Annotated in this window: 12 protein-coding genes; 4 read left to right on the top strand and 8 right to left on the bottom strand. The window is 68.9% G+C overall.

The annotated features are described in order from the left end of the window. Positions 1-94 precede the first annotated feature (94 nt). The 3 genes from PHLH3_RS07725 to PHLH3_RS07715 all read left to right on the top strand — a co-directional run bounded on the left by PHLH3_RS07725 (position 95) and on the right by PHLH3_RS07715 (position 2,156). Positions 95-850: an AraC family transcriptional regulator gene (locus tag PHLH3_RS07725; protein WP_213628788.1), complete on the top strand. Its 756-nt coding sequence runs from the start codon at positions 95-97 to the stop codon at positions 848-850. Positions 851-942: 92 nt separating this feature from the next. Beyond that, positions 943-1,281 carry a tRNA-binding protein gene (locus PHLH3_RS07720; protein WP_173177053.1) on the top strand — a complete coding sequence of 113 codons (339 nt, stop codon included), beginning with the start codon at positions 943-945 and terminating at the stop codon, positions 1,279-1,281. Further along, positions 1,278-2,156 (top strand): DMT family transporter, encoded by an 879-nt coding sequence (locus PHLH3_RS07715; RefSeq protein WP_213628787.1) that lies wholly within the window; start codon positions 1,278-1,280, stop codon positions 2,154-2,156. Before PHLH3_RS07720 ends, PHLH3_RS07715 begins: the two co-directional genes overlap by 4 nt. 86 nt (positions 2,157-2,242) lie before the next feature. Here PHLH3_RS07715 and PHLH3_RS07710 read toward each other — a convergent pair whose 3' ends face one another. The 3 genes from PHLH3_RS07710 to PHLH3_RS07700 all read right to left on the bottom strand — a co-directional run bounded on the left by PHLH3_RS07710 (position 2,243) and on the right by PHLH3_RS07700 (position 4,223). Then, positions 2,243-2,740, bottom strand: a complete 498-nt coding sequence (locus PHLH3_RS07710; protein ID WP_213628786.1) for a hypothetical protein — start codon at positions 2,738-2,740, stop codon at positions 2,243-2,245. Positions 2,741-2,862: 122 nt separating this feature from the next. Beyond that, the gene (gene rfaD / locus PHLH3_RS07705; protein WP_213628785.1) at positions 2,863-3,861 is read right to left on the bottom strand and encodes an ADP-glyceromanno-heptose 6-epimerase; all 999 of its coding nucleotides are present in this window, start codon (positions 3,859-3,861) and stop codon (positions 2,863-2,865) included. A 77-nt stretch (positions 3,862-3,938) separates the two neighbouring features. Beyond that, positions 3,939-4,223, bottom strand: coding sequence for a SelT/SelW/SelH family protein (locus PHLH3_RS07700; protein WP_213628784.1), 285 nt, complete (start codon positions 4,221-4,223; stop codon positions 3,939-3,941). 74 nt (positions 4,224-4,297) lie between these two features. Between PHLH3_RS07700 and PHLH3_RS07695 the strand changes: the two genes are divergently transcribed. After that, positions 4,298-6,487 (top strand): patatin-like phospholipase family protein, encoded by a 2,190-nt coding sequence (locus tag PHLH3_RS07695; protein WP_213628783.1) that lies wholly within the window; start codon positions 4,298-4,300, stop codon positions 6,485-6,487. A gap of 93 nt (positions 6,488-6,580) precedes the next feature. On the opposite strand, the gene PHLH3_RS07690 is transcribed toward PHLH3_RS07695, so the two are convergent. The 5 genes from PHLH3_RS07690 to PHLH3_RS07670 all read right to left on the bottom strand — a co-directional run bounded on the left by PHLH3_RS07690 (position 6,581) and on the right by PHLH3_RS07670 (position 13,403). After that, the gene (locus PHLH3_RS07690; protein ID WP_213628782.1) at positions 6,581-8,947 is read right to left on the bottom strand and encodes a FimV/HubP family polar landmark protein; all 2,367 of its coding nucleotides are present in this window, start codon (positions 8,945-8,947) and stop codon (positions 6,581-6,583) included. 265 nt (positions 8,948-9,212) lie between these two features. Beyond that, on the bottom strand, positions 9,213-10,613 hold the full coding sequence (locus PHLH3_RS07685) for a DHA2 family efflux MFS transporter permease subunit (RefSeq protein ID WP_244862998.1): 1,401 nt from the start codon (positions 10,611-10,613) through the stop codon (positions 9,213-9,215). Next, positions 10,613-11,047 (bottom strand): MarR family transcriptional regulator, encoded by a 435-nt coding sequence (locus tag PHLH3_RS07680; RefSeq protein WP_173177036.1) that lies wholly within the window; start codon positions 11,045-11,047, stop codon positions 10,613-10,615. The genes PHLH3_RS07685 and PHLH3_RS07680 overlap by 1 nt, the downstream gene beginning before the upstream one ends. A gap of 80 nt (positions 11,048-11,127) precedes the next feature. Continuing rightward, positions 11,128-12,144: a DUF2804 domain-containing protein gene (locus PHLH3_RS07675; RefSeq protein WP_213628780.1), complete on the bottom strand. Its 1,017-nt coding sequence runs from the start codon at positions 12,142-12,144 to the stop codon at positions 11,128-11,130. An 89-nt stretch (positions 12,145-12,233) separates the two neighbouring features. Continuing rightward, the gene (locus PHLH3_RS07670) at positions 12,234-13,403 is read right to left on the bottom strand and encodes a GGDEF domain-containing protein (protein ID WP_213628779.1); all 1,170 of its coding nucleotides are present in this window, start codon (positions 13,401-13,403) and stop codon (positions 12,234-12,236) included. Between the last annotated feature and the right edge of the window lie 66 nt (positions 13,404-13,469).

Here is a 13,469-nt window from a genome sequence, read left to right as displayed (position 1 = left end):
CCGGTGAAGTGCAGGTGACGGTTAGCTTGCAGAACGATGACACTGCCGGCGCCCGCGCCACGGAGTAGACTGGCGGCCTGCCGAGGACCACCCCATGAACCCGATGCTGACGCTGCGCCGCTACAATCACGACCTGCTCGCCCACAGCCACGACCACGCCCAGCTGGTGTTCGGCCTGACCGGCAGCCTGGAGTTCGAGGTGGGCGGCATTGGCGCGCGGGTCGAACGGCAGAACCTCGCCGTGGTCCCGCCGGGTGAGCACCATGCCTGCGGCAGCCCGCGCGGCAGCCTGTGCCTGGTGCTGGACGTGCCCGACGACACCTGGCTGCAACGCACGCTCGGCGGGCATTTCGATGCCAGCCGGCGCCTGCTGGAAAAACCCGGTGCCCTGCAGCTCAACCCCGCCCAGAGCCAGTTGGTGGGCTGGCTCGCCGCCAGCCCGATCGACGACCCGGTGATCGCCACCCAGGGCGTCGGCCTGCTGCTCGCCAGCCTGGTGGCACCGGGCAGCGAAGCCGCGACGGAACCTGGCGAACTGCCCCTGGCGGCGCTGGACGCCCACATCGACCAGCACGCCGCCCGCCCCTTGCAGGTGGCTGACCTCGCGCGGCTCTGCGGCCTTTCCGTGGCGCGCTTCCACAGCCGCTTCCTCGCCGCCACCGGACAGACGCCCATGGACTACCTGCGTACCCGGCGCCTGCTCCAGGGCCGTCGCCTGCTGCTCGAAAGCGCCCTGAGCGTGGCCGAGGTCGCCGCCCGCGTGGGCTATGCCTCGCAGAGCGCCTTCACCGCCGCGCTGTCGCGCGAGTTCGGCGTGACGCCGCGCTCGCTGCGTCGCACGCGCGACTGACGCGAGTGTCGCGACGAAACACGCGAGCCCTGCGACAGACAAGCCACCGCGCCGCCCTCTAGACTGCGGCCATCGTCAAACAAGGGGGCTGTATGTCATCGACCATCGAATGGGCGGATTTCGAACGCGTTGAGCTGCGCGTCGGCACCGTCGTCTCCGCCGCACCCAACATCAAGGCCATCAAGCCGGCGTACGTACTGGAGGTGGACCTGGGCGAACTCGGGGTGAAGACCTCCAGCGCACAGATCACTGCCCACTACGCCGCCGAGGAGCTGGTCGGCCGCCAGGTGCTGTGCGTCTGCAACTTCGCGCCCAAGCGCATCGCCGGGGTGCGCTCGGAGGTGCTGGTGACCGGCGTCCACGACGCCGACGGCAAGGTGGTGCTGGCCGGCTTCGACAAGCCCCTGCCCAACGGCGCGCGCCTGGCATGAACGAACGCAACGCGCTGCTCGCCATCCACCTGGGTGCCCTGCTCTTCGGCCTTTCGGGCATCTTCGGCAAGCTGGCGGAAACCACGCCGCTGGTGATCACCCTGGGCCGGGCGCTGTTCGCCGTCCTCGCCCTGGCGCTGTTCGCCCGGTTGGTCGGCGGCGCCCGGGGCGGCTCCCCGTCGCGGCGCCAGGTTCCCCTGCTGCTGCTCGGCGGCCTGCTGCTGGGCGGGCACTGGGTGCTGTTCTTCCAGGCGGTGAAGGTCGGCGGCGTGGCTATCGCCACCCTGGGCTTCGCCAGCTTCCCGGCCTTCACCCTGCTGCTGGAGGGGTTGCTGTTCCGCGAGCGCATCCACCTGCGCGAGATGCTGGTGGTCGTCCTGGTCAGCGTCGGCCTGGTGCTGGTGACCCCGGCGTTCGATTTCGCCAGCGACGCCACCCAGGGGCTGATCGCGGCCATACTCTCCGGCCTGCTGTTCTCCCTGCTGTCGTTGCTCAACCGCGCCAGCACCCGTGGGCTGGACCCGGTGAAGGTGGCGCTGTGGCAGAACCTCTGCATCGTCGTCTGCGTGCTGCCCCTGGGCGCGTCGCTGCTGCCCACGGTCCGGGCCGTCGACTGGCTGTGGATCGTCCTGCTCGGCGTGCTCTGCACCGGCCTCGCCCACAGCCTGTTCGTGGCCAGCCTGAAGGTGCTGAACGCCCGCACCACGGCGGTGATCTTCGCGCTGGAGCCGGTCTACGGCATCGCCTTCGCCTGGTGGCTGTTCAGCGAGGAGCCCTCGCTGCGCATGCTCGCCGGTGGCGCGCTGATCATCATCGCCATCGCCTTCCCGACGCGCAGAACCAACGCGGTGAAGCCCGCCGAAGCGACGCACTGAACCCTGGCCCGTACTTCAGCGCGGGAGCGAGGCCGCCGGGGCCCCGGACCGAAGTCCGGGGCAGGGTTCAAGGCGGCCCGGCTTTCTCAGTTGACGCTGTAGCCGCGCCCCATCAGGCAGGCGCCCAGCGCGCGGCGGTAGCGTTCGGTGCTGTCGCTGCCCACCGGGCGGGTCACGGTGGCCGGGTCGAAGCCGCTCTGGGACACCGCCCAGGTGTGGCATTCGTAGCGGTCGCGGCCCTGTTGGTCGACGCTCTGGCCGTTGGCCGGATAGGCGATCACCTCGTAGCTGGCCACGCTGTTGCCCTGCACCACCGGCGGCGGGGCCACCACCTCGTAGCGCTGCACGTTGGCGTTCCACAGGTAGTAGGTGCCGGCGGCGACGAAATACAGCGCGCTGCCGATCCACAGCTCCCGGGCGCCCGATGGCAGGCCGTGGCCATGCCCACCGGCGGGGCCTGGCCCCCAGCTGCCGGGGCCGCCCGGACCGGGCCCGCCGGGACCACCCAGCCCCGGGCCGGCGAACGCCTGGGTGGAGAGACCGAGCACCAGCAACGCCAGCGTCATGGTTGTTTTCAAGGACATCGTTCACCTCGCTGCACGGCGGCAGCAGGATCGCTGCCGCCGGGGGCATTATTCGCCGGGGCCGCACCGGCGGGCGTCAGCCCTGTGTAAAGCCCGGGTAAACCTCCTGATACATGCCTTTCTCAGGCCTGTTCCTGCTCCAGCAACCAGTGGCAGTAGCGCGCCACGCCGGTCTCCAGGTCGAGGAAACCGTCGCCTGCACCGGCCTCGCGCAGCAGGTCGATGTCCGCCTGCGTATGGCTCTGGTAGCGCCCGCGCAGGGCTTCGGGGAAGGCCTCGTAGACGAGCACCCCGCGCTCGACCAGCTCGGCCAAGCCCAGCGGTGGCTGGTCGGCCTCGGCGCGCAGGGCGTTGACCACCGCCACGGCCACCGAGTTGAAGGGGCGGGCGATACCGGTGCCGAGGTTGAAGATGCCCGAGCACTGCGGGTGGTCGAGAACGTGCAGGTTGACCCGCACCACGTCCTCCACCGAGACGAAGTCGCGCCGCTGCTCGCCATCGGCGAAGCCGTCGCAGCCCTCGAACAGCCGCACCCGCCCCTGCGCGCGGTATTGCTGGAAGCAATGCAGCGCCACCGAGGCCATCGGTCCCTTGTGGCCCTCGCGCGGGCCGTAGACGTTGAAGTAGCGCAACCCGACCACCTGGGCACGGGCCTGGGGCAGCAGGCGGCGCACGCGCTGGTCGAAGAGGAACTTGGAGTAGCCATAGACGTTCAGCGGCCGCTCGTGCTCGCGGGCTTCGCGAAAGACCCGCCCCGCGCCGTAGACGGCGGCCGACGAGGCATAGATGAAGGGCGAGCCGCGACGCTGCGCGGCATCCAGCAACTCACAGCTGTAGCGGTAGTTGTTGTCCATCATGTAGCGCCCGTCCGCCTCCAGGGTGCTGGCGCAGGCCCCCTGGTGGAACAGCGCGCGGACCATGCCGAAGGCGCCCTCGGCGAAGCGCGGGACGAAGTCGCGCTTGTCCAGGTAGTCGCGGATCTCGCAATCGGCGAGGTTGCGGAATTTGTCGCCCTCGGTCAGGTCGTCGACGGCGATGATGTCCGTCTCGCCACGCTGGTTGAGGGCCCGGACGAGGTTGCTGCCGATAAAGCCGGCGGCACCGGTGACGATGATGCTCATGACGGCACTCCAGAAAGGGGAATGCCGCCAGGCTATGCCTGCATTGCCGGGTCGCGCTTGACCTGGGGCAAGAAGGCTCAGGGCCGGTCGCTGTGGCCCAGGTCACGCGTCGGATCGATGCGATCGCGGACCCGCTGCTTGAGCACCTTGGCCTCGGGGAAGCCGCCATCGGCCTTGCGCTCCCAGATCTGCTCGCCATCGCAGGTGATGCGGAACACGCCGCCGGTCCCCGGCTCCAGGGCCACCCGGCCGAGGTCGTCGGCGAAGGTGCTGAGCAGCTCCTGGGCCAGCCAGGCGGCACGCAGCAGCCATTGGCACTGAGTGCAATAGGTGATGACGATTTCGGGCCTGGCACTGGACATGGCGATGCTCGGTGGTGGGATGCGGGGTGCCTATAATAGCGGCCTTTTCCTCCCCGCCTGACCAGGGATGCGTTATGCGCCGCGTGCTTCTGTTCCTCGCTTTCACCCTCCTGCCACTGGCCACCCTGGCCGAGCAGGCCCACCCACGCATCGGCCTGGTGCTGTCCGGCGGTGCCGCGCGCGGGCTGGCGCACATCGGCGTGCTGCGCGCGCTGGAGGAACAGGGCGTGCACATCGACGCCATCGCCGGCACCAGCATGGGCGCGGTGATCGGCGGCCTCTACGCCTCGGGCTACAGCGTCGAGGAACTGGAGAAGCTGGCCCTGGCCATCGACTGGCGCCAGGCGCTCTCCGATGCGCCACTGCGTGACGACGTCCCCTTCCGCCGCAAGCAGGACGACCGCGACTTCCTGGTCAAGCAGAAGCTCAGCTTCCGCGACGACGGCAGCCTGGGCCTGCCCCTCGGCGTGATCCAGGGCCAGAACCTCGCCCTGCTGCTGGAGAGCCTGCTGGTGCACACCAGCGACACCCGTGACTTCGACCGCCTGGCCATCCCCTTCCGCGCCGTGGCCACCGACATCTCCACCGGCGAGAAGGTGGTATTCCGCAAGGGCCACCTGCCCCAGGCGATCCGCGCCAGCATGTCGATCCCGGCGGTGTTCGCCCCGGTGGAGGTGGACGGCCGGTTGCTGGTGGACGGCGGCATGGTGGACAACATCCCGGTGGACGTGGCGCGGGAGATGGGTGTCGACCTCGTGATCACCGTCGACATCGGCACCCCGCTGCGCGGGCGCAAGGAACTGCTCACCGTGGTCGATGTGCTCAACCAGTCGGTGACCCTGATGACCCGGCGCAACTCCGAGGCGCAACTGGCCACCCTGGGCCCGGACGACATCCTGGTGCAGCCGCCCCTGGCCGGCTTCTCCGCCACCGACTTCGGTCGCGCGCGGGAGATGATCGACGCCGGCTACCGCGCCGCCACCATCCTCAAGAACCGCTTCGCTCCGCTGGCCCACCCGGGTGGCCGGCAGGAGGCCGTGCTGGAGGAGGCGCGCCTGCCGGTCGAGCGCCGCCCGGTGATCGCCCGCATCAGCGTGGAGAACGACTCCAAGGTGGGCGACGAGGTGATCCGCCGCATCATCCGCCAGGAAACCGGCAAGCCGCTGGACCTGGAGCGCCTGCAGAGCGACATGGGCACGCTCTACGGCCTGGATTACTTCGAGCAGGTGCATTACCGCGTGGTCAAGCGCAAGGACGGCAACGTGCTGGTGATCAACGCGCGCGGCAAGCGCACCGGCACCGACTACCTGCGCCTGGGCCTGAGCCTGGACGACGACATGCGCGGCCGCAGCACCTTCAACCTGGGCGCCAGCTACCGGGTCAACGGCATCAACACGCTCGGTGCCGAATGGCTGACCCGCGCCCAGATCGGCAGCGACCAGGAGCTCTACAGCGAGTTCTACCAGCCGCTGGACTACGGCTCGCGCTACTTCGTGGCCCCCTACATCGCCGCCGAGGCGCAGAACGTGGACGCCACCCTGGACAACGACCCCATCGCCGAATACCGCCTGCAGCGCTACGGCTACGGCTTCAACATCGGCCGGCAGATCGCCAACAACGGCGAGCTGCGCCTCGGCATCGGCCAGGGCTGGGGCGATGCCGACGTGCGCATCGGCGACCGCCGCCTGCCCAGCTTCAGTTTCAGCGAGGGCTACTACGAGGCGAAGTACTCCTTCGACACCCTCGACAACGTCGACTACCCGCACGAGGGCGAGGACATCAAGCTGACCCTGCGCCAGTACGACCCCGAACTGGGTTCGGACGACCGCTACCGCCAGTGGGAGCTGAGCCTGGACAAGGCGCTCTCCAGCGACGCCAACACCTTCGTGCTCGGCGGTCGCTACGGTCGCACCCTGGACAGCGCCGAGGTGGTCACCTCCAGCTTCCAGCTCGGCGGTGCGCGACAGTTGTCGGGGTTCCGCGAGGACTCGATCTCCGGGCAGAACGTCGCCCTGGCGCGGCTGGTCTACTACCGGCGCATGACCCAGCGCTCGTTCCTGCCGCTGGACTTCCCCTTCTACCTCGGCGCCAGCCTCGAACGCGGTCGGGCCTGGAACAACGACGACAGCTTCGACAGCGGCTACATCAACGCGGGCAGCCTGTTCATAAGCTTCGACACGCCGCTGGGCCCGCTCGACTTCAGCTACGGCCTCAACGACGCGTCCGAGCAGGCGCTCTACCTCAAGCTCGGCCGGGTGTTCTAAGTCGATCCAGTAAACGTCTACAAGCGATACGCACAGTGCCCTGACATGAAAAAGCCCGGAACAAAGTCCGGGCTTTTTCATGTCAGGGCTGGATCAGGCGATCTTAGCGAGCAACTGGCGAGCCTCCTGCTTCTGCTCCTCGTCGCCGCCATCGATCACCTCGTTGAGGATGCTGCAGGCGCTTTCGACGTCACCCTGGTCGATGTAGGCCAGGGCCAGGTTGAGCTTCATCAGGTTCTCCTGGCGCGCGGCCAGGTGGTCGAGGTCGTCATCGGCCTCCAGCGGGTCCTCGAAGTCGAAGGTCAGTTCGCCCAGCTCTTCGGCCTGGGGCAGGTCCGGCAGTTCGAGGCGGTCGGCCTGCTCCAGGTCGTCCAGTTCGAACACCTCGGGCATGTCCTGCAGGTTGCTGCGGAATGCGGGGTCGACGTGGTGCTGCACCGGCTCGGGCTTGCTCGTCGCCTTGGCCTTGGGCGCCTCGGTCTTGAAGGGGCTGAGGCTGTCCCAGTCGGCATCCAGCGGCAGGTCGTCGAGGTTGAGCTGGAACTCGTCGGTCAGCTCGTCGTCACGGTGCACGACCAGCGTGGCCGGGGGCTGGTCGGCAGCCTCGTCGGCGAGGACGAACTCCGGATCGGCCAGCATCGGCTCGGCGCTCGGGTGCTGATCGATGCCGGGGTAGCGGGCCTTGATCTGCTCGATGCGCGCCGGGCCGACGCCCATCTCCAGCAGGCTCCGCTCCTCGGCGGCGAAGCCGCTCGGATCACGCAGCTCGCCGAGCACCTCAAGCAGGCGGAAACGCAGGTCGGTGCGCTTGGGCTCCTGGACGATGGCCGCGCGCAGGGCGCTCTCGGCATCGTTGAAGCGGCCGTAGGCGATGTAGATGTTGGCGCCATCCAGGGAATCGCTGGAGACACGCGGGGCCACGGGCTGGGGTTGCGGGCGCGGCGCCGGTGCAGGCGCGGGCGCGGCGGCCACTGCAGCGGCGGTGGCGACCACGGGCTCCACTCGGGGCTGGGGCACGGCACCGATGCGCGGGCGCTCGGCGGTGACGGCCACGACAGCCGGGCGCACCCTGGGCTCGGGTTCGCGCTCGGGCCCGGCTTCCTCGGGGCGGGCCCCCTGGCGGCGGCGCAACAGCACCAGGGCCAGGACGGCCAACAGCAGCACGCCACCGATGAGCAGCAGGCCACGGGACCAGGCGTCCGGGCCAGCCGGCGCCTCGACCACCACCTGGGGCTCGGCGTCCGGCGAAGCCGCCGGCGATTGCGCGGCGTCGGCAGCGGGTGCGGGAGCGGACGTATCGCTGGCGGCCGGCGCCGGGGCTTCGCTCGGGGTGGTTCCGGGCTGGGAATCGGCGGGCTCCTGGGCCTGACGGTCCGCAACGTTGGCGTCCGGGGCGACGGCAGCGCCTGCCGGCGGCACGTTCGCGCCCTCGACGGCGCCTTCGGCCCCCCGGGTGTCCAGGGCGCCCTGCAGACGCGCCAGCTGGGCGTCCTTCTGCTCCATCTGGCGCTGCAGGTTCTCCAGCTTGAGCTGGAGGTCGGCGATGTCCTGGCGCAATTGCAGGCGTTCGTTCTCGCTGTTGAGCAGCTCGGTGTCGACACGGCGCTGTACTTCAGCGATCTGCTGCGGCAGCGGCGCCGGCTGGCCCGGGCTGGCGGGCGCGGAGAGCGGGCCAGGGGCGCTGCCCGAAGTCGCTTGTGCGTCACTGCCCGGGGCGGTGGCCGGGGCGGTCGAGGTGCTCGCTGACAGCATCGCTGCATCCGGCAGCAGCAGGCTCTGGCCCACGCTCAGGCGGCTCGGGTCGCCATTGGCGAAGGCGCCGGGGTTGAGCGCGTGGATGCCGTTCATCATCTGCGCGGTGCTCATGCCGCTGCCGGCACTCTGGCGCTGCGCGATCGCCCACAGGCTGTCGCCCTTGACCACCGTGTAGCGCTTGCCCTGGGTGGCGGGCGGCGCGGCTACGGGGGCGGGTTGGCGGGTGGCGCCGGGCGCGTCGCCACGACTGCCGTCGCGCTGGCCGGCGGCAGCGCGCAGCGGCGCGGCCACGGGGTTGTAGGCGGAGAACTCCGGCGGGTCCAGCAACAGGGTGTATTCGCGCAGCAGGCGGCCGTTGGGCCGGGCCACCTCGACGATGAAGTTCAGGTAGGGCTCGCGCACCGGCTTGTTGGAAACCACGCGGATGCGGCCGCTGGAACCGCGGATCATGGGGCTGAAGCGCAGGTCGTTGAGGAACAGCACGCGGTCGACGCCGGAACGCTCGAAGACTTCGGCCGACGCCAGGCTGACCTTGATGTCGCTGTCGGTCAGGTCGCCCACGTCGAGCAGGCCGATTTCCGCCTCGAGGGGCTGGTTCAGCGCGGAATGCAGGGTGATCTCGCCCAGGCCGATGGCGGACGCCAGGCCGGAATAAAGGATGGGTCCCGATGCAAGTGCAACGAGGAACCTGTTGACTCGAGCCATGTGCCCTCCCCCGGTCATGCCGGCTCGAACGCCAGAGCCACCTCCCTACAATCCGGTATCCATGGAGGGGCGAAAGACAGGCGTTGGCATTGAAAGTGAACGAGTTGGGAAGCGATCCCTGGAACCCAACTGAAAATTAGTATGGATGCAATTTCCCAGATTGCCCGGCGTACCGGCCTTGGGCCATCAGGCTGGGGGATCTTACTTCAAGTTCGCCATGAAAGTGACGTATTTCACACCCTTGGCGAGTATTTATAGAGGCACGTCAGCCTTTTGTCGCTTTTACGCCCCAGGCGGGCCACAAAGCGAGCAGGAAAAGCCCGGCGACCAGCCAAAAGGTCTGCTGGAACGCCAGGGCTTCGGCCAGTGCGCCACCACCGCCGGCGTGGTGGCGCCACTCCAGGAAGAAGGTCACCAGGTTGACGCCGAAGGCGCCGCCGAGCTGGCGTACGAAGGTGATGGCGCCGGCTCCGAGGGCCAGTTCCTCGGCACTCAGCACATCCAGCGAGCCGGTGCTCAGCGCCGGCAGCAGCAGGCCCAGGCCGAGGCGGCCGACGCAGGCCCAGAAGCACAGCACCATGAAGGAGGCACCGCTCTCCACCAGCCCCAGCCCGAGGCTCGAAGCCGCGAACACCAGCAGGCCGGCCACCAGCAGCAGTGCGGCGGAGAGCTTGTCGCTGAGCCAGCCGCCGATGAAGGACGCCAGGCCAAGCACCACGCCCGTGGGCAGCAGCAACAGCCCCGCGCGGCCGGCGCTGTAGCCCTCGACCGTCTGCAGGAACAGCGGGATCAGGTAGGTGGAGCCGTAGAGACCGAGGCCGAGCACCAGCGCCACCCCGCTCGCCTTGCGGAACGCCGCGTGGCGCCACAGCGGGAGCGGCAGCAGCGGTCGCCCGCTGGCGCGGCTGCGCAGGACGAAGGCCACCGCCGCCAGCACGCCGAGCAGCCCTGGAATCCAGCAGCTCGGTGCCAGCCAGCCGAAGCGCTGGGCCTCGGCCAGGGCGCCGAGCAGGGCGAACAGCGCGACGCTGAGATAGAGGAAGGCGACGAGGTCGACGCCCGGAGTGCGCCGGTCGCGGTCCGACGGCATCAGCCACTGGGCACCGAGCGCCGCCAGCAGGCACATGGGCAGCGGTAACCAGAACACCGCCTCCCAGCCGAAGTGGTCGATGAGGTAGCCACCGATGGTCGGGCCGAGCGTCGGCGCGATCATCACCCCGAGCCCGTAGATGCCCAGGGCCATGCCCCGGCCACCCTCGGCGAAGATGCGGAAGATCAGCACCATCGCCAGCGGCTGGATGATCCCGGCACAGGCGCCCTGGACGATACGCAGGGCGATCAGCTCCCAGGCGGAGGTGGCTGCCAGCGCCAGGAGGGAACAGAGGATGAAGACCAGCAGGCCGACCTGCACCGTGCGTCGCGCGCCCAGGCGCGACTGGGCCCAGGCGGCGAGCAGCAGGCCGGCGGTCATGGAGGCGAGGAAGCCGGTGGCGAGCCACTGGGCCAGGGGCCGGCCGATGGCGAAGTCCGCCATGATCGCCGGCAGGGCGACGTTGATGCTGGTGGAGGCGAGGATCATCGCCATGCTGCCGACCATCAGCAAACCGAGCAGCAACTGCGGATAACGCGGACCGAAACGCGCGTGCAGGGCCTCGAGGTCCTGCATCAACGCCGTTCCAGATTGGCCAGTATCTGCGCGTGGATCTGCTGGCAGCGACGCAGCTCTTCTTCATCGATGCCGGTGAAGACCTCCCTGCGCAGCTGGTTGGAAATGGCCTCGATCTTCTCGATCAGCGGCCGTGCCTTGGGGCACAGGGTGATCTTCTTCGCCCGGCGGTCCTCGGCGACGGCCAGGCGCTGCACCAGCCCCTGGGCCTCGAGGCTGTCGAGCAGGCGGGCCAGGGTCGGGCCCTCGACACCGACGCTCTGCGCCAGTTCACGTTGGGTGGGGAGTTCTTCGAAGCGGGCGAGATGCAGGAGAACCAGCCAGCGAGCCTGGGACAGGCCGAGGTCGACGAGCCGGCGATCCAGCTCCGCGCGCCAGGCTCGCGACATCTGCGCGAGCTGCATGGCGAAGCGGTGTTGATCGGTATGGGACATTGAAACGGACTCTAACTGCCTAAACTAATAATTAGCGAGCTAACCATAGGCGACAGCCGGGAGCAAGCGCAGCTTTGTATCTACCACTTCACATATTGATCTTCGACAAAGCCCCACAGCCCATTGATTTCCAGGGCCGGACGCCCATGCGGCCGGAGCACCCCATCGAAGCGCCCGAAGATCTGCTTGAAGTTGCTGGCGATGAAGCCCAGGTTCAGACGCTCCTTGTGCAAGCCGGTGCCCACGAAGCGCAACGCCACCTGGCCGTCGGCGGAGGTGATCCGCCACTCCTCCAGCGGCCGGTCGCGATCGAAGGCGAAACGCACGCAATCCACCTTGATCAGCTCGCCATCGATCCAGAAGCAGTTCTCGGTGAAGCTGGTCTCGTTGACCCCGCAGGAGAGGTTCAGCCCTACCCGCCGCCCCTGCGCCTCGCCGGACAGGCAGGCCCAGTTCCAGAAGGTCTCCGGGCGCATGTAGCCGGCGGACCAATCGTGGTGGGCGAAGGCGCCGATGGCCTGCAGGTCGAACTCACCCAGCTCGCAGTGGACCTCGCCCCGGCAGGCGACGCCCGCCACCTTGCGCGCATAGACCCAGCCGTTCACCGCCGTGGGCGTGCACAGGCTCATGGGCTGGAAGGCCGGCTCGTCCTCGGAGAAACGCGCGTCGATGCGGGTGCCGTCGTCCAGTTGCACCAGCAGGCGCTTCTCCTTCGGCTTGGGCGAGTTCTCCAGGCGCAGCAGGTTGCGGCCCTGGCGCAGCTCGCAGACACCATCGTCCGGGGCTTGCGAGAAGCGCGTGCCCATCCCCAGCGGCAGCTTGAACTGGCGCTCGATCATGCGCCCGCTGGCCGGGTGGAACAGGTAGACGAAGCCCACGCCCACCAGACTCAGGTCGGCCAGCGCGCAGCCGCCGATGAGCTGGTCGCTGATCAGGCCGAAATACTGGAACTGGTGGAAGCGCCGCCACTTCGCCAGGGCGCCGAGACGACGGCCCATGGGCGAGCGGAAATCGAAGTCACGGTGGTTGACCAGGCCGGGGGTGCCGTCGAAAAGGCCGTACTGCGGCTGGCCGTCGGCGCTGATCAGCTTGTCCATGGGCAGGGCTCGTCGGTGGTGAAGGCGCAGATCCTAGCACCGGCGTACCAGGCCACGCAGTCACGCACCGCGCCACCCGGGGGGACGAACTACGCCACCACCTGGTTGCGCCCGAAGGCCTTGGCCTCGTAGAGCGCGCGGTCGGCGTGCTCGTAGAGTTCATAGAGCTGGCCGAGCGGCGTGTCGCTGCCCGGCGCGATGCAGGCCAAGCCGATGGACATCGTCAGCACCTCGGCGACCTGGGAACCCTCGTGGCGGATGGCCAGGCGCTCCAGGGCCGCGCGCACATTCTCAGCGCACTGCCGCGCCTCGGCCTCCGGCGTGCCGTAGAGGAGCACGGCGAACTCCTCGCCCCCCAGGCGTACCGCCATGTCCAGCGGTCGCCGCGCGGCGTCCTCGAGCACCTCGGCGACCCGCTGCAGGGCCTGGTCGCCGCCCTGGTGGCCGTAGAGATCGTTGTAGGCCTTGAAGTGGTCGACATCGCACAGCAGCAGCGCCAGGGGCAGCCCCTCGCGCTGGGCCTGCCGCCACACGCGCTCCAGCTGGCGGTTGAAGCTGCGCCGGTTGTGCAGGCCGGTCAGGCTGTCGTGCTCGGCCAGCACGCGCATCAGACGGCTGATGAGAAAGTGCTCGCGGGACTTGAACTCCAGCAGGTAGCAGCCCACCGCCCCCACCAGGTTGCCGAACACGAGGAACAGCAGGTTGTTGACCAGCCGCGGCCAGGGCAGCCCGGCCCAGAGCTCCAGCGCCACATAGGCCCCCAGGATCAGGACCGACACCAGCAATGCCTCGCCCAGGCGCAGCCCGACCACGAAATAGGCCGCCATGCACACCAGCAGCAGCCCTTCATAGGGGAATGACGGGTCGACCCGATGGGCGATGGCCACCACCGCCGCCGCGCCTATGCCCAGCGCACTGACGCACACCAGGCTCAGCGGCACCAGCAGGTGCACATGGCGACGCTGCAGGATCAGCAGCCCGCAGACCACCAGCAGCACCAGCACGCCCAGGCGCACGGCGAGCATCCACCAGCGTTCGGAGGAGGCGATCAGGTGGAAGTCGAGAAAGGCGAAGGCCAGCCAGATCGGCAAGCCGAGCAGCAGCGCGATGCGCTTGAGGTCGAAGGTCTGCTCGAGGAAAAAATTGCGGTATTCCTGCTCCAGGGGGCGGACGAAACGCAGTTGCCGGAATCCCAGGGCAAGTTGATCGGCATAGGGATTGGGGCGTACTTCGTCCAGCCAGGCGTTGAGTGTCGACACTGCCACCTCTTCTTTTTATGGGCCCGGGACATACTGCTGCGCCCGGCCTTGCAGCCTCGGGCCCCT

Source organism: Pseudomonas sp. Pc102 (genome assembly GCF_018408275.1).
GTDB classification, from domain to species: domain Bacteria; phylum Pseudomonadota; class Gammaproteobacteria; order Pseudomonadales; family Pseudomonadaceae; genus Metapseudomonas; species Metapseudomonas tohonis.
Note: the sequence above shows the minus strand (reverse complement) of the source record. Positions and strands in the feature narration are given on the sequence as shown.